Consider the following 14,524-nt stretch of genomic DNA (forward strand, 5'->3'; position numbering starts at 1 on the left):
GGGTTTCCCGCGGGGCGCTGCCCCGGACCCCGCGCCTCAATCGCCGGCGGGGCTTAAGTACCCGCCTCAAACGCCGGCGAGGCTTAGGTTGCGGCTCAAGCACCGGCGAGGCTGAAATGCCCGCCCCAAACGCCGGCGGGGCTGAATAGGGCTGAAGCAAACGGGCTACTCCACGATCGCCATCTCGCGTGCCGTGTTGTTCAGGCGCTTCCCGCCGTCCTCCGTCACCGTCACGATGTCCTCGATGCGGACGCCGAAGCGGCCCGGGAGGTAGATGCCCGGCTCCACCGAGAAGCACATGCCCGGGACCATCTCCAGCTCCTCGCCCTCGATCATGTAGGGCGGCTCGTGGGTGGTGACGCCGATGCCGTGGCCCGTGCGGTGGATGAACAGGTCGCCGTAGCCCGCCTCCTCGATGATCTCGCGCGCCGCGCGGTCCACCTCCTGGCAGGCCGCCCCGGGCTTCACCGCGTCGACTCCGGCCTGCTGCGCCTCGCGGACGACCTCGTGGATGTGCTGCTCCGCCGGGGTGGGGTCGCCGACGTGGACGGTGCGGGAGGTGTCGGAGCCGTAGCCGTCCTTGAGGCCGCCGAAGTCGAGGACGACCATGTCGCCCTGCTCGATGGTCCGCTCGCCCGCCTCGTGGTGCGGATTGGCGCCGTTCGGGCCGGAGCCGACGACCGTGAAGTCCACCTGCGAGTGGCCGAACTGCCGTAGCAGCGCGGCGAGGTCGGCGGCGACGTCCGACTCCCTGCGGCCGGAGAAGCGGACCTTGAGGATCTCCTCGTACGTCGCGTCCGCGGCCGCGCCCGCCGCGGCCAGCCGCTCCAGCTCGTGCGCGTCCTTCACCGCGCGCAGCATGGGCAGCGCCTCGGTCAGCGCGACGTACGACGTGCCCGGCAGCGCCTGCTGGAGGCCGAGCAGGTGCAGGGCCCAGGTGTTGTCGCTGACGCCGAAGCGGCCGCCCGCGTCCAGGAGCGGCGCGGTTGCGGCGTACGGGTCCTTGGCGTCGGTCCAGTCGCGCAGGGTCAGCGCGGGCGCGCCGACGGCGTGCTCGGCGTCCGCGGCCTCCAGGGCGGGGACGACGAGGACCGGGTCCCGCCCGGCGGCGAGCACGAGCACGGTGAGCCGCTCGGTGACGGCGGTCGGCCGGTAGCCGGTGAGATGCACCAGGTCGGGGCCGGGCGCGATCAGCAGTCCCGCGAGCCCCGCGTCGGCGGCGGCCTCGGCTGCGCGGGCCATCCGGGCCCGGTAGTCGTCGGCGGTGAAGGGAGCGGGCGTCGTGGACATGGGGCCTCCTCGTCAACGGGATCATCCTGCCCGCAGGGGCGCCCGGACGCGAGCCCAGCCCCCCGCCGGGGATTCTCAGTCCTCTTCGTCCGCCACCAGACGCTCCAACAGCTCCTGGAACTCGTCGCCGACCACGATCCGCAGGCCCTCGCCGTCCTCCTCGCGGTCGCTGAGCTGGGTGAGCGTGCCGTCGTGCCACCAGTAGACGTACGGACTGATCGCCCCGGGCGTGTCCTCGAAGCCGGTGGCGGCGAAGGACGCCATGGCGTTCAGCGCGGGGATCATCGTGGTGTCGTGGATGGCGTGGAAGGCGAGCTGGTGCCGGAAGGGCATCGCGACCAGCGCGCCGTCGGCGGGGAGCTCCTGGCCGAGCACCTGGCGTACGACGCTGTCCAGCGTCAGGACCCGGCTCGCGGTGAAGAACGAGTCGCCGAGGACCACCTCGAAGCGCATGCCGCCGGTGTCCTTGACGGTCTCATGGGCCTCCAGGGGCAGGCCCCTGAGGTTGTACAGCGCCTGCTCGCGCAGGTAGTCGAGGTCGCCGAGCGGTTCGAGGGCCTCGTCGGTGAGCATCATGACGCTCTCGGGGAGGTCGAGCGCGAGGATCTCGAACAGGCCGGGCGCGAGGGGCCTCGCGTAGACGAAGTGCTCGGAGTTGAGCCCGTCCGCGCCGACGACCCGAGGGTAGAGCTGTGCGCGGATCTGCTCGGCCGGCAGCGTGTCCAGCGCGGACGGCGCCTCCATGGTGCGCAGCACCATGCCGACGTGCTGGCGGACGAGTTCGGGCCAGGACCGCGGCCCGCGGTCGTCGTTGTGGCAGACGGCGGCGAGGTTGCCGAGCCCGAACTGACGGCCCGCGCTGTCGGACACCACGTCCGCGTAGACGGTCACCTCCAGGCCCTGCTCGGCGAACGCCTCGCGCACCTGGCCGCGGAAGCGCGCCCCCTCCTCGACCGAGAAGAAGGAGAACTCGGGGTCCCGGGGCGCATCGCGTCCGTCGCGCTTCGGCCCTCGCCGGAACAGCCCCACGTCGCCCGCCTTCCGCCCGCATGCCGGTTCTGGTGCCAGGACCTTGAGCGTACCCATCGCCGATGAACGCAGTCAGAGCGCGGGGCATCGGCGGACGGCGGCGCCGTGGCATCGCGCGAAGACGTCGGCGACTCCAGGACATCCGCACGACGCCAGGACATCCGCACGACGAGGTCCGCGGCGCTAGGACATCGGCACGACGAGGTCGGCGCGGCCTCGGCCGCGGGCGACGAGCCGGGCGTTCGCCTCGTCGGAGTCCTGGACCCAGCGCTCCGCGTACGGCCGCTCCTTCCCGAACCGCACATGCCGGTCGACCAGCCGGCGCACCCGCACCTCGGCGTCGAGCTCCAGGAACCAGACCTCGTCGATGAGCGGGCGGACCTGCGCCCAGGGGCCCTCGTCGTGGAGGAGGTAGTTCCCCTCGGTGACGACGAGCGGGACGCCGGGCGCGACCGGGATGCTGCCCGCCACCGGCTCTTCGAGGGCGCGGTCGAAGGCGGGGGCGTACGCCGTCGCGTCGGCTGCCCGCAGACGGGTGAGCAGAGCCGCGTAACCGGCGGCGTCGAAGGTGTCCGGCGCGCCCTTGCGGTGGGCGCGGCCGAGGCGTACGAGCTCGGCCTGGGCGAGGTGGAAGCCGTCCATGGGGACGAGGACGGCGAGGCCGTCGAGCGCGTCGACCAGGCGGGCGGCGAGGGTGGACTTGCCCGCGCCGGGCGCCCCGGCGAGGCCCAGGATGCGGCGGCGGCCGGGCACGGCGAGCGCGCGGGCGCGGTCCACGAGGTGCGGCGGGGGCGGCTGGGCGGTCATGCGACGCATTGTTCCACTGCGTTGATCCCCGCTGGTCATACGTATAACGTGGTGTCTATGTCGTTCATCGCTCTGGTCACCCTCGTCGTCCGCGACTACGACGAGGCCATCGCCTTCTACACCGACGCCCTCGGCTTCGAGCTGGTCGAGGACACCGATCGCGGCGACGGCAGCCGCTGGGTGGTGGTGCGCCCGTCCGGGGCGGGCGCCGGCTCGGCGCTGCTGCTGGCCCGCGCCAAGAACGAGGCCGAGCGCGGACGCGTCGGCGCGCAGACGGGCGGCCGGGTCGGCTTCTTCCTGCACACCGAGGACTTCGCGCGCGACCACGCCAGGATGACCGCGGCGGGCGTCCGCTTCCTGGAGGAGCCGCGGCACGAGACGTACGGCTCGGTCGCCGTCTTCGAGGACCTGTACGGCAACCGCTGGGACCTGCTCCAGCCCGCGTGACGCGCGGCGGGCGCCCCGCGTACGGCCCCGAAGGCCGGCCCCCTGCCGCGGATGCGGCGGGGACCGGCCTTCGCCGGCTCACGCGTCAGGAGTCTGGCTCCCTGGGAGGCCCAAAGCCCTCGGGCGTTCAGCTCTCGGGCGTCACGCCTCCGGCGCCAGGCGCAGCGAGATGCTGTTGATGCAGTACCGCTGGTCCGTCGGGGTCGGGTACCCCTCGCCCTCGAAGACGTGCCCCAGGTGCGATCCGCAGCGCGCGCAGCGGACCTCCGTGCGCTGCATGCCGTGGGAGCGGTCCTCGATCAGCTCGACCGCGTCCGTGTCCTTCGGGTCGTAGAAGGACGGCCAGCCGCAGTGCGAGTCGAACTTCGCCTCGGAGCGGAACAGCTCGGCGCCGCACGCCCGGCAGGAGTAGACCCCGGGCGTCTTGGTGTCCGTGTACTCGCCGACGAACGCCGGCTCGGTGCCGGCCTGGCGCAGCACCTGGTACTCCGCCGGGGACAGCTCCTCGCGCCACTGCTCGTCGGGCTTCTCGACGTCGTACGGCATGTGATTCGGCTCCTTCAGGTCTACCGGCCGGACAGGCGGGCCAGGATGACGGGACCGAGGTCCGTGACGTCGCCCGCGCCCATCGTGAGAACGACGTCGCCGGGCTTGGCCATTCCCCAGACGACGTCGGCGACGTTCGTCCGGTCGTGGACGGCCGTGACGTTCGCGCCCGCCGCGCGGGCCGCGTCGATGATCAGGCCGCTGGTGACGCCCGGGATCGGGTCCTCGCGGGCCGGGTAGACGTCCAGGACCACGGAGGAGTCCGCGAGCGCGAGGGCCTCGCCCATCTCCTTGCCCAGCTCCTGGGTGCGGGAGAAGAGGTGGGGCTGGAAGACGACCAGCAGCCGGGCGTCGGCCGCGGCGCCGCGCATCGCCTCGAGGTCGGCGGTCATCTCGGTCGGGTGGTGCGCGTAGGAGTCGATGACCTGGACGCCGGCGGCCTCGCCCTTCAGCTGGAGGCGGCGCTTGACGCCGGTGTACTTGCCGATGGCCGACGCGAGGTTGTGCGCGGGGATCCCGAGGGCGACGCCCGCGGCGAGGGCGGCGACGGCGTTGTGGGCGTAGTGCCGGCCGGGGACCGAGACGGTGAAGGTCAGGAAGCGGCCGTCCAGCACGACGGTGACCTCGCTGGTCAGCCCGCGCGGGGTGACCTTGTGGACGCGTACGTCCGCCCCCTCGGCGTCGCCGTAGGTGACGACCTTGAGCGTGGTCAGCTCGCGCACCTTGGCGGTCAGCTCGACGGCGCCCGGCTGGTCCGCCGAGATCACCAGCGTGCCGCCCGGCACGACCTTGCCGACGAAGGTCTCGAACGAGTCGTAGATCTCGTCCATCGAGGCGTAGTTGGCGTGGTGGTCCAGCTCGACGTTGAGGACGATCGCGACCTCGGGGGCGTACTTGTGGAAGCTGCGGTCGCTTTCGTCGGCCTCGGCGACGAAGATGTCGCCCTCGCCGTGGCGGGCGTTCGTCCCCGGCCCCTCGAGGTCGCCGCCGATGGCGTACGACGGGTCGACGCCCAGCTCGGTCAGGGCCACGGCCAGCATGGAGGTCGTGGTGGTCTTGCCGTGGGTGCCGGCGACGGCGATCGAGCGGCGGCCGGTCATCAGGGAGGCCAGCGCGTCGGAGCGGTGGAGGACCGGGATGGAGAGCTCGGCGGCGCGCGCCAGCTCGGGGTTGTCGGCGCGGATGGCGCTGGAGACGACGACGCAGCTGGCGTCGGCCGCCAGATGCTCGGCCGCGTGGCCGATGCAGACGGTCACGCCGAGCGCGCGCAGGGCGTCGGCGGTCGGCGACTCCTTGGCGTCGCTGCCCGCGACCTTCGCGCCGCGCTGGGCGAGGATCTTCGCGATGCCCGACATCCCGGCGCCGCCGATGCCGATGAAGTGCGGGCGTTCCATGGCGCTAGGGACGGCGGGTGCCATGCGTGTGTCTCCCCAAGATGTACGAGCCAAGATGTACGAACAAGTTGTACGAGCAAGATGTGCGAGCAAGATCTACGTGCCGCACGTAGGCGTACGAGCACGGGCGCCGGTCCCCGGCGGCAGTGCGCGTCCGCGTATGTGCGAGGGTCCAGCCTATTCGCTGTGCGCGAAGAGCTTGAGCACCGGGACGCCGACCTTGTGGCGCGCCCGCGAGGCCCAGTCCCGGTGGAAGAACTCCTCCACGTAGTGCGGCTCGGTCAGGACGATCACCTCGTCGGCGTCCGACTCGTCCACCACGGCCTTCATCTTGTCCAGCGGATGGTCCTCGACGACCTGGCCCACGGCCTCGCAGCCGGCGGCCCGCAGCAGGGCCAGCGAGTGCTCCAGGGCGCGGTCGGCGAGGGGCTTGGCCGCCTGGCCCGCGGGCTCCTCGCCCTCGCGGACCGCGTCCTTCAGCTCGCCGATCGCCACGTCGTCGATGGCGCGCAGCAGTACGTCTGCCTGGTCTCCGCGGGGCTGCATCAGCACGACGAACGACACGCCCTCGGCCCCGTGCAGAGTCGTGACGAATTCCACGTCTTCCGACGTCAGGGGCTTCTCGATCATCAATACGCTTGTGAACACGTCAGGAGCCCTTCTGCGGAAACCATCCTTCCCCGTGCCCGCACGGGGTTCTGCGAGAGTAAGTGTGCCCAGCGGAAGCTAACCGGAACGGCAAATTCCGCCGATTGTCAGATGCGACGGTAGCGGGTGAAAAGGAACCCTGCCTCCTCCAGTACCGAAGCCAGGGCAAACCGTTCGGGAACGGTCAGCGAGGGGCCGTCGGCGATGCGCTGGGCGTTCCCCGCGACCAGCGCCGGCGACAGGGTCAGACACAGCTCGTCGAGCACTCCGGCGGCGACGAACTGACCCAGCAGCCGCGGCCCGCCCTCGGTGAGCTGGCGCACCATGCCGCGCCGCGCGAGCGCCCGTACGGCCCTGGCCGGCTCCACCCCCGGCCCCTCCCCGGCGACGATCACCTCGGCGCCCGCCTTCTCCGCCGCGTGGACGCGCTCCGCGGGCGCGCCGGCCCCGGTCAGCACGAGCGTGGGGACGGGGGGCTCGCTGAAGAGCGGCAGCGTGAAGTCGAGGTCGAGCGAGGCCGTGACCACGGCGATGGCGGGCGCGGGGCCCTGCCCGGCCGCCGCGCGCCGGGCCGCGAAGGCCTCGCGGGCGCGGGCGGGCCGGTAGCTCTCCAGCCGTACCGTCTCCGCGCCCACCACGATCACGTCGGCCAGCCCGCGCAGGGTGCCGAAGATCCGCATGTCCGTGCCGGAGGAGATGGCCCGCGAGGTGCCCTCGTGCTGGGCCGCGCCGTCCAGCGAGGAGACCATGTTGGCGCGCAGCCACGGTCCGTCACCCGGCGGATACGCGTACGTCTCGGCCAGCTCGTCGAGCGACCACTCGCGGTCGGCGGTCGGGTCGGGTGCGGGGCCGGCGGGCCGGGCGGCTGCGGAGTCGGCTGTCGGGTCGGTCACAGGGAACAGGCGTCGCATACTCTGCAGTCTTTCACGGCGCTTACAGTGGAGAACTGTGCCGACCAGCCCCATAGCCGAAGCCGCCCCGCAGTCCCTGTGCGCCCGCGAGCCGTTCGTACCCGCCGACCGTCTGGTCGCCGAGATGGTCCCGCCGCCGCGTTTCGACTCGGTCCGCTTCGACACATACGTCCCCGATCCGCGCCAGCCCAGCCAGACCGAGGCGGTCTCCGTGCTGAGCTCGTTCGCCGCGGGCCTGGGCGGGGCGCACGCGAGCGGCGCCGGCCGGCGCAAGTGGTTCGCCAAGAAGCCCGCCGCCCCCGCGGGCCCGCGCGGCGTCTATCTGGACGGCGGCTACGGCGTCGGCAAGACCCATCTGCTCGCCTCCCTGTGGCACGCCACGCCGGCCGAGTCCTCGCTCAAGGCCTTCGGCACCTTCGTGGAGCTGACGAACCTCGTCGGCGCCCTCGGCTTCCAGCAGACCGTGCGGACGCTGAGCGGCCACCGGCTGCTGTGCATCGACGAATTCGAGCTGGACGACCCGGGCGACACCGTCCTGGTCTCGACGCTGCTCGGAAAGCTCGTCGAGGCGGGCGTGGCTCTCGCCGCCACCTCCAACACGCTGCCCGGCAAGCTGGGCGAGGGCCGGTTCGCCGCCGCCGACTTCCTCCGCGAGATCCAGGGTCTCTCGGCGCACTTCCGCCCGCTGCGGATCGACGGCGAGGACTACCGCCACCGCGGGCTGCCCGAGGCCCCCGCCCCGTACTCCGACGAGCAGGTCGCCAAGGCCGCGTACACCACCGCCGGCGCGTCCCTCGACGACTTCCCCGCGCTGCTGGAGCACCTCGCCAAGGTCCACCCCAGCCGATACGGCGCGCTGACCGACGATGTGCGGGCCGTGTGCCTGACCGACGTCCAGCCGATCCCCGACCAGTCGACCGCGCTGCGGCTGGTGGTGCTCGCCGACCGGCTCTACGACCGCGAGGTCCCGGTGCTCGCCTCCGGTCAGCCCTTCGACAAGCTGTTCAGCGACGAGATGCTGAACGGCGGGTACCGTAAGAAGTACTTCCGCGCCATCTCACGGCTCACCGCGCTGGCGCGCGACGCGAAGGCGTTGGTGGAGCAGTAGGTTTGGGGCCATAACCCGATCTGAAGGGATCCATCATGGCCACCACGCGTCAGGCGCACACCGTTTGGGAAGGCAGCCTGCTCGAGGGCAAGGGCGTCGTCAGCCTCGACTCCTCCGGCGTCGGCGAGTACCCCGTCACCTGGGCGGCGCGTACCGAGCCGGCCCAGAGCGGCAGGACCAGCCCGGAGGAGCTGATCGCGGCCGCGCACTCCAGCTGCTTCAACATGGCCTTCTCGCACGGCCTCGCCGGCGCCGGCACCCCGCCCACCCGCCTGGAGACCAAGGCCGACGTCACCTTCCAGCCGGGCGAGGGCATCACCGGCATCCACCTCACCGTCGTGGGCCAGGTCCCGGGTCTGGACGAGGCCGCGTTCGTGAAGGCCGCTGAGGACGCCAAGGCGAACTGCCCGGTGAGCCAGGCGCTGACCGGCACGACCATCACCCTGAGCGCGTCGCTCGCCTAGCACAGCGACCTTGTGAGGCACAGTGGCCCGCATGGTTACGTTCACGTTAACTGCGTGATACACACGTGCGGGTCACATCCCTCACCGCCCACGGCCCTCGCCATGGGCGGTGCCCCCAAAGGGAGTTGCCAATGTCTGCGACACGACGTCAAGTCCTCGCCCGCACCGGCGCGCTGAGCGCCGGCATCGCCTTCACCGGCGCCTTCTCCGAGCTCTTCGCGGGCACGGCGGCCGCGCGCGGCCACAGCGGCTACGGCCCGCTCGTACCCGACCCGGCCGGACTGCTCGATCTGCCCAGAGGCTTCCGCTACCGGGTGCTGTCCCGGGAGGGCGACGCGCTGCGCTCCGGCGAGGGCAAGGTCCCCGGCAACCACGACGGCATGGCCGCCCTCGCGGGCCGCCGCGGCCGGGTGCACCTCGTCCGCAACCACGAGAACCGGCACTCCGCGACGCTCGGCGTGCCGACGGTCGAGGGCCTCACCTACGACCCGATGGCCATGGGCGGCTGTACGGCGCTCGAGCTGGACGGCCGAGGAAACGTTCTCTCAGAGCGTGTCGCCATCGCCGGCACGGCCGTCAACTGCGCGGGCGGGCCCACCCCGTGGAACACCTGGCTGACCTGCGAGGAGAACGAGGAGAAGGCCGGGACCAACGGCTACACCAAGGACCACGGCTTCGTCTTCGAGGTCGACGGCGCCAATCCGCGCCGCACCGGCGCCGTCCCGCTGACCGCGATGGGCCGCTTCCAGCACGAGGCGGTCGCGGTCGACCCGAGGAGCGGCATCGTCTACGAGACCGAGGACGCCTTCGAGAGGCCGTTCGGGCTCTTCTACCGCTTCCTGCCCGAGAAGCCGCTGGGCGGCACGGGCTCGCTGCGCGCGGGCGGCACGCTGGAGGCCATGCGGGTGCCGGGCGTGCCCGACCTCTCCGCGATCCAGGAGACCGGCGCGAGCTTCGACGGGGTCGAGTGGGCGCCCGTGCCGGACAGCCAGGCCAGGCAGACCCCCATCCGGCTCCAGGACTTCGGCCCCAAGGGCATCACGCACGCCCAGAAGCTGGAGGGCTGCTACTGGGGCGGGCGGTCGGTGTACTTCGTCTCCAGCTTCGCGCTCAGCGCGGCGGGCTCGGCGGGCGACCACTTCGGGCAGGTGTGGAAGTACGAGCCCCACAAGCGCCGGCTCACGCTGGTGATCGTCTTCGGCCCGAGCACGGACATCCAGCTGCCGGGCGAGTCCCCGGACAACATCTGCCTCGCGCCCAGCGGCGGTCTGATGGTGTGCGAGGACGGCGACGGCGGCCAGCATGTGTACGGGCTGACGAAGGGCGGCGAGGTCTACCCGATGGCGCGCAACGCCCAGAACATCGGCACTCCCCAGGAGCCGCAGTGGGGCGAGTTCGCGGGGGTCGCCTTCTCGCCGGACGGGGAGACGATGTACGTCAACTGCTACCGGCCCGGGACGACCTTCGCGGTGACCGGGCCGTGGTGTTGAGGCGGCGTTGAGGCGGCGCTGGGGCAGCGCTGACGTCGTGCTGCCGTCGTAGTCCGATCGGAGCGTACGAGGGGCGGGGGCCGGTGATGCCCCCGCCCCTCGCTCGCGGGAAGCGGACTTCGACGTCGTGACTACTCGATGACGAGCTCGACCGGGATGTTGCCCTTGGTCGCCTTGGAGTACGGGCAGTAGGCGTGGGTCTTGGCGAGGAGGTCGTCGCCGGCCGCGCCCTGGAGGTGGTCGGGGAGCTCGACGCGCATGATCACGGAGAGCCCGAAGCCGCCGTCGGTGTCCTTGCCGATGCTGACCTCGGCGGTCACCGAGGCGTCCTTGACGTCGATCTTCTCCTGGCGGCCTATCGCGCCCATCGCGCTGGCGAAGCAGGCGGCGTACCCGGCGGCGAAGAGCTGCTCGGGGTTGGTGCCCTGACCGTTGCCGCCCAGCGCCGGGGGGAAGGCGAGCGGCAGGTCGATGTGGCCGTCGGAGCTGACGGCACGGCCTTCGCGGCCGTTGGCGGTGGCGACAGCGGTGTAGAGCGCGTCCATGAGTGTGCATCCCTCTTCGTCCGTGGGGAACCGATGACGTAAGTAGAGCACACAATTCAGTTGTGCACAATCAAATGATGCGCGGGTACCCTGTCCCCATGGACACGACCGACGAGCAGACGACGGAGAAGCCACAGGCCAGGACAGACGCCGGAGCGGACGCCGGGACCGAGGCCGGGGCCGGGGCGCGGCTGGCGGATGTGGCGGAGGCGGACTTCCTCCGCCTCGACCACCAGATCTGCTTCTCGCTGCACGCCGCGTCGCGCGCGTTCAACGGCGTCTACCGGACCGCGCTCAAGGATCTGGGCCTGACCTACCCGCAGTATCTGGTCATGCTGGTGCTCTGGGAGCACGGAGAGCTGCCGGTCAAGCACATCGGCGAGCATCTGCGGCTGGACTCGGGGACCCTGTCCCCGCTGCTCAAGCGGCTGGAGTCGGCGGGCTACGTGGAGCGCAGGCGCAGCGTCGAGGACGAGCGGTCCGTCACCGCCCGGCCCACCGAGGCGGGCGCGGAGCTCCGCGAGAAGGCGCTCGGCGTGCCCCGCAGGATCGCGGCGGCCACGGGCATGAGCCTGGAGCAGATCCGGCAGCTGCGGGCGGGACTGGAGGCGCTGACCGCGAGCCTCGACACGGCCGACCCGGACGCGCCCGGCTGCGTGACCGACGGGGAGTGAGACGCGAGAAGTGAGACGGCAGGAGTGAGACGGCGGCGCCGCGAGAGGCGGCGCCGATCCGTCTACGGCGTGTGGGGATGCCACGGGCCCCTGGCGGCCCGGAACATCCCCGGTCCCGGGCGCCTTCCGGCGCCCGGGACCCATCACTGCCGTATCCGGTTGAGTCGACGAGGTGCCGACGTGTCAGCCGTGCTGCTGGCCGAGCCCGTCGTCTTCGGCGCCCGCGTCTCCCGCGTCACCGGCGCCGCCGTTGCCCAGGTCGCCGTTGCCGGCGTCGCCGCCGGCCCCGCCGTTGCCGAGGTCGCCGCCGTTACCAGCATCGCCACCGTTGCCGAGGTCGCCACCGGCGCCGGCGTTGCCCGCGTCGTCACCGGCGCCCGCGTTGCCCGCTTCGTCGCCCGCACCGGCGTTCCCGGCACCAGCGTTGCCCGCGTCGTCGCCCGCACCGGCGTTCCCGGCACCAGCGTTGCCCGCGTCGTCACCAGCGCCGGCGTTCCCGGCACCCGCGTTGCCCGCATCGTCACCAGCGCCACCGTCACCAGCACCGCCGTCGCCCGCGCCGATCTGGGCGCCGACCGCGGCCAGGGCCGTCGTCACGGGCTGGAAGAACGTCTCGCCGCCCGAGGTGCAGTCGCCGCTGCCGCCCGAGGTGAGACCGATCGCGCTGCCGTCCTGGGAGAACATCGCGCCGCCGCTGTCGCCGGGCTCCGCGCAGACGTTCGTCTGGATGAGGCCCGTGACCGTGCCCTCGGGGTAGTTCACGGTGGCGTTGAGGCCGGTGACCTGGCCGTCGCTCTGTCCGGTGGTGCTGCCCATGCGGATGACGTCCTGGCCGACCGCCGCGTCCGCCGCCTGGTTGATCTGGACCGTCTGTCCGTTGCCCAGGTCGACCTCGCTCGGGGCGTCGATGTTGGGGTCGTCGTACTTCACCAGGGCGAAGTCGCCCTCGCCGGGGAAGACCGCCTCCTGGACCGTGCCGACCGGCGCGCCGCCCTGGGCCTCGGACCACTCCGCCGCCGCGACGCCGCAGTGGCCTGCGGTCAGGAAGGCGGGGCTGCCGTCCTGTGCCGTGACGTTGAAGCCGAGCGAGCAGCGCGAGCCGCCGCCGAAGATGGCGTCGCCGCCTTCGAGGAAGGGCTTGAACTCGCCCTTGGACTTCTGCACCCGGGCCATGCCGCCGAGCGACTTCACCGTCGACTCGAGTCTGTTCCACTGGTCGCCGGTGACCGTGCGGTCCGCGGTGACGAGGATCTGGTTGGTCCTCGGGTCGACGGCCCAGGACGTACCCGGGATGGTGGCCTTCTTGGCCAGCGTGCCCGTGGCGGACTTCAGCTCGCCGAAGCTGTTCTCCACGCTGCGCGCCACCGCGCCGGCCTTCTTCACCTGGATGTCGATGTCGTTGTCGTCGCCGACGACGTTGACGACGATCTGCTGCTTCTCGGCGTCGTAATAGGCGCCGCCGTAGGCAGAGTCGCCCAGCTGCTTCCCGAGCTGCGCGATGAGTTCTGCCGCCGATGCGGCACTCATCTTCTTCGGCACCGCGCCGGAGGCATCGGATCCGGATCCGGATTGCGAAGCATTGGCGTGGGGCAGCAACACAGCGGCTGCAGCGATTCCCACCGCTCCGGCTCCGGCAAGTATGGCTTTGCGCTTGGGTATTCGCCTGTGACTCAACTCGTCTCCTCCTGCGGGGGGTACGGAGCCCGATTGCATCTGGAACCGGGGGGACGCGTCCGCCAGTTGATACGCAGGGGGCGAGAGTTGTGTTCATCTCCGTCGGAAGAAGAGTTTCTGACGGCGCATGACCCGAACGCCGGAGTGCCGCAAACACCGATTATCGGATTGATCGTATAGTTTCCGTCGGTGACCACTTCTGCACCAAGGCTGGCGACGCTGGCCGTCGCCCTGGGCGCCGTACTCGTGAGCTGCGCCGACGGCTCCGACAGCGGCCCCGCCGCCCCCGCGCCCTCCAGAACGACCGCCGCGGCCGCGTCCCCGCAGCCCGGCAAGCCGATGGAGGAGACGGAGAAAGCCGAGAAGGCGGAGCAGGCAGAGGAGAAGGAGAAGGCTGACACGGCGCAGACCGCGAAGAAGGGGCCGCCGACCATGGCCCCGGGGCCCGGCGGGCTGACGCCGGTGTTCGAGCGCGCGCTGGGCCCGGCCGCGCGGAGCGGCAAGACCGTCGCCCTCACCTTCGACGCCGATATGACGGCCGATCAGGGACCGCGGGCGGCCCAGGGCGAGCGCTTCGACAACCCGGCGCTGATCGACGCCCTCCGCAGGCTGAAGGTCCCCTCCACGGTCTTCATGACCGGACGCTGGGCCGAGGAGTACCCCGACCAGACGAAGGCGATCGGCGGCGACCCGCTCTTCGAGATCGCCAATCACTCCTACAGCCACCACGCCTTCGCGTCCCCCTGCTACGGCCTGCCCGCCGTCGACCGGAGCGAGATGCGCGCGGACGTCGACCGCGCCTTCGCCGCGTTCCAGAAGGCGGGCGCGCGCAATGTGGTGCCGTACTTCCGCTTCCCCGGCGGCTGCTACGACGACCAGGCGCTGCGCGCCATCGCCCCGGCCGAGGTCACGGCGGTCCAGTGGGACGTCGTCAGCGGCGACGCCTTCGCGACGGACGCGGACGCGGTCGCCGAGCAGGTCCTGGCGGGCGTACGGCCGGGCTCGCTGGTGGTGATGCACTGCACCCGCAGCGCCGCCCCCGTCACCGAACAGGCGATCCGCCGGATCGTCCCCGAGCTGCGCAGGCGCGGCTACCGCTTTGTGAAGGTCTCCGAGCTGATGCGGGACGAGGGCGCGCAGACCCGGCAGGCGGCGAAGGCCGCTCCGTAGAGCGCCGCCCCATAGAGCTCAGCGCGGCCGTCTCGCCGCCGGCGGAACCCGGTGGTCAGCCGGAGCACGCCGTCCGCTCGGCTTCCTGCCACTCGCAGACGGGGCAGAGGGTCGCGCCCTTCACCGACTCCGGGTACTCGGTCGGCTTCCGGCAGAGCACGCACTCGGCGAAGGGCGGACCGGCCGCGGCCGTGGGCGCGGCGGAATCCGGCGTCTCGCAGTACGACGCATCTGACGCGTCCGAGGCAACCGAGGCGACCGCGGCATCCGAGACGTCCTGGGCCTCCGCCCGCTTCTCGTCGTCCATACCGTCGTCCATATATACGA

At 71.9% G+C, this 14,524-nt stretch carries 16 protein-coding genes; 6 read left to right on the forward strand and 10 right to left on the reverse strand.

What is annotated here, in order from left to right; genetic code table 11:
• Positions 1-165: 165 nt before the first annotated feature.
• The 3 genes from AB0M39_RS15355 to AB0M39_RS15365 form a co-directional block, all read right to left on the reverse strand.
• Positions 166-1,290: an aminopeptidase P family protein gene (locus AB0M39_RS15355; protein WP_365364286.1), complete on the reverse strand. Its 1,125-nt coding sequence runs from the start codon at positions 1,288-1,290 to the stop codon at positions 166-168.
• A gap of 75 nt (positions 1,291-1,365) precedes the next feature.
• On the reverse strand, positions 1,366-2,319 hold the full coding sequence (locus AB0M39_RS15360) for a hypothetical protein (protein ID WP_365364288.1): 954 nt from the start codon (positions 2,317-2,319) through the stop codon (positions 1,366-1,368).
• Positions 2,320-2,502: 183 nt separating this feature from the next.
• On the reverse strand, positions 2,503-3,126 hold the full coding sequence (locus tag AB0M39_RS15365) for a nucleoside/nucleotide kinase family protein (RefSeq protein WP_365364290.1): 624 nt from the start codon (positions 3,124-3,126) through the stop codon (positions 2,503-2,505).
• A 57-nt stretch (positions 3,127-3,183) separates the two neighbouring features.
• On the opposite strand from AB0M39_RS15365, the gene AB0M39_RS15370 reads away from it, so the two are divergent.
• A complete protein-coding gene (locus AB0M39_RS15370) occupies positions 3,184-3,573 on the forward strand; it encodes a VOC family protein (RefSeq protein WP_365364292.1) in 390 nt (129 codons plus the stop codon).
• A gap of 141 nt (positions 3,574-3,714) precedes the next feature.
• Here the strand turns inward: AB0M39_RS15370 and msrB are convergent, their stop codons facing one another.
• The 4 genes from msrB to AB0M39_RS15390 all read right to left on the reverse strand — a co-directional run bounded on the left by msrB (position 3,715) and on the right by AB0M39_RS15390 (position 7,072).
• A complete protein-coding gene (gene msrB / locus AB0M39_RS15375; RefSeq protein WP_365364294.1) occupies positions 3,715-4,119 on the reverse strand; it encodes a peptide-methionine (R)-S-oxide reductase MsrB in 405 nt (134 codons plus the stop codon).
• Between the two features lie 20 nt (positions 4,120-4,139).
• Positions 4,140-5,537, reverse strand: a complete 1,398-nt coding sequence (gene murC, locus AB0M39_RS15380) for a UDP-N-acetylmuramate--L-alanine ligase (protein WP_365364296.1) — start codon at positions 5,535-5,537, stop codon at positions 4,140-4,142.
• A 153-nt stretch (positions 5,538-5,690) separates the two neighbouring features.
• On the reverse strand, positions 5,691-6,161 hold the full coding sequence (locus AB0M39_RS15385; protein ID WP_365364298.1) for an indole-3-glycerol phosphate synthase: 471 nt from the start codon (positions 6,159-6,161) through the stop codon (positions 5,691-5,693).
• A 107-nt stretch (positions 6,162-6,268) separates the two neighbouring features.
• Positions 6,269-7,072, reverse strand: coding sequence for a pyrimidine reductase family protein (locus AB0M39_RS15390; RefSeq protein WP_365364300.1), 804 nt, complete (start codon positions 7,070-7,072; stop codon positions 6,269-6,271).
• 37 nt (positions 7,073-7,109) lie between these two features.
• On the opposite strand from AB0M39_RS15390, the gene zapE reads away from it, so the two are divergent.
• The 3 genes from zapE to AB0M39_RS15405 all read left to right on the forward strand — a co-directional run bounded on the left by zapE (position 7,110) and on the right by AB0M39_RS15405 (position 10,134).
• Positions 7,110-8,180 (forward strand): cell division protein ZapE, encoded by a 1,071-nt coding sequence (gene zapE / locus AB0M39_RS15395; RefSeq protein WP_365364302.1) that lies wholly within the window; start codon positions 7,110-7,112, stop codon positions 8,178-8,180.
• A gap of 35 nt (positions 8,181-8,215) precedes the next feature.
• Positions 8,216-8,644 carry an OsmC family protein gene (locus AB0M39_RS15400; RefSeq protein WP_365364304.1) on the forward strand — a complete coding sequence of 143 codons (429 nt, stop codon included), beginning with the start codon at positions 8,216-8,218 and terminating at the stop codon, positions 8,642-8,644.
• Positions 8,645-8,775: 131 nt separating this feature from the next.
• Entirely contained in the window at positions 8,776-10,134 is a 1,359-nt protein-coding gene (locus AB0M39_RS15405) for an alkaline phosphatase PhoX (RefSeq protein ID WP_365364306.1), read from the forward strand.
• A 131-nt stretch (positions 10,135-10,265) separates the two neighbouring features.
• On the opposite strand, the gene AB0M39_RS15410 is transcribed toward AB0M39_RS15405, so the two are convergent.
• Complete coding sequence (locus AB0M39_RS15410; RefSeq protein WP_365364308.1) at positions 10,266-10,679, reverse strand: organic hydroperoxide resistance protein; 414 nt, start codon at positions 10,677-10,679, stop codon at positions 10,266-10,268.
• Positions 10,680-10,777: 98 nt separating this feature from the next.
• On the opposite strand from AB0M39_RS15410, the gene AB0M39_RS15415 reads away from it, so the two are divergent.
• On the forward strand, positions 10,778-11,353 hold the full coding sequence (locus AB0M39_RS15415; RefSeq protein WP_365364310.1) for a MarR family transcriptional regulator: 576 nt from the start codon (positions 10,778-10,780) through the stop codon (positions 11,351-11,353).
• Between the two features lie 183 nt (positions 11,354-11,536).
• On the opposite strand, the gene AB0M39_RS15420 is transcribed toward AB0M39_RS15415, so the two are convergent.
• The gene (locus AB0M39_RS15420) at positions 11,537-13,027 is read right to left on the reverse strand and encodes a S1 family peptidase (RefSeq protein ID WP_365364312.1); all 1,491 of its coding nucleotides are present in this window, start codon (positions 13,025-13,027) and stop codon (positions 11,537-11,539) included.
• Positions 13,028-13,216: 189 nt separating this feature from the next.
• On the opposite strand from AB0M39_RS15420, the gene AB0M39_RS15425 reads away from it, so the two are divergent.
• Positions 13,217-14,197 carry a polysaccharide deacetylase family protein gene (locus AB0M39_RS15425; RefSeq protein WP_365364314.1) on the forward strand — a complete coding sequence of 327 codons (981 nt, stop codon included), beginning with the start codon at positions 13,217-13,219 and terminating at the stop codon, positions 14,195-14,197.
• Between the two features lie 55 nt (positions 14,198-14,252).
• Here the strand turns inward: AB0M39_RS15425 and AB0M39_RS15430 are convergent, their stop codons facing one another.
• Entirely contained in the window at positions 14,253-14,516 is a 264-nt protein-coding gene (locus AB0M39_RS15430) for a hypothetical protein (RefSeq protein WP_365364361.1), read from the reverse strand.
• Positions 14,517-14,524 lie beyond the last annotated feature (8 nt).

Origin of the sequence: Streptomyces sp. NPDC051907, from assembly GCF_040681075.1 — a bacterium.
Classification (GTDB): Bacteria; Actinomycetota; Actinomycetes; order Streptomycetales; family Streptomycetaceae; genus Streptomyces.

What these genes read in the sequence shown, in the direction of transcription:
- AB0M39_RS15355 (WP_365364286.1), bottom strand. Translation starts at nt 1,290, where the DNA reads ATGTCCACGACGCCCGCTCCCTTCACCGCCGACGACTACCGGGCCCGG.
- AB0M39_RS15365 (WP_365364290.1), bottom strand. Translation starts at nt 3,126, where the DNA reads ATGACCGCCCAGCCGCCCCCGCCGCACCTCGTGGACCGCGCCCGCGCG.
- AB0M39_RS15370 (WP_365364292.1), top strand. Translation starts at nt 3,184, where the DNA reads ATGTCGTTCATCGCTCTGGTCACCCTCGTCGTCCGCGACTACGACGAG.
- msrB (WP_365364294.1), bottom strand. Translation starts at nt 4,119, where the DNA reads ATGCCGTACGACGTCGAGAAGCCCGACGAGCAGTGGCGCGAGGAGCTG.
- murC (WP_365364296.1), bottom strand. Translation starts at nt 5,537, where the DNA reads ATGGCACCCGCCGTCCCTAGCGCCATGGAACGCCCGCACTTCATCGGC.
- AB0M39_RS15390 (WP_365364300.1), bottom strand. Translation starts at nt 7,072, where the DNA reads ATGCGACGCCTGTTCCCTGTGACCGACCCGACAGCCGACTCCGCAGCC.
- AB0M39_RS15400 (WP_365364304.1), top strand. Translation starts at nt 8,216, where the DNA reads ATGGCCACCACGCGTCAGGCGCACACCGTTTGGGAAGGCAGCCTGCTC.
- AB0M39_RS15405 (WP_365364306.1), top strand. Translation starts at nt 8,776, where the DNA reads ATGTCTGCGACACGACGTCAAGTCCTCGCCCGCACCGGCGCGCTGAGC.
- AB0M39_RS15410 (WP_365364308.1), bottom strand. Translation starts at nt 10,679, where the DNA reads ATGGACGCGCTCTACACCGCTGTCGCCACCGCCAACGGCCGCGAAGGC.
- AB0M39_RS15415 (WP_365364310.1), top strand. Translation starts at nt 10,778, where the DNA reads ATGGACACGACCGACGAGCAGACGACGGAGAAGCCACAGGCCAGGACA.
- AB0M39_RS15430 (WP_365364361.1), bottom strand. Translation starts at nt 14,516, where the DNA reads ATGGACGACGGTATGGACGACGAGAAGCGGGCGGAGGCCCAGGACGTC.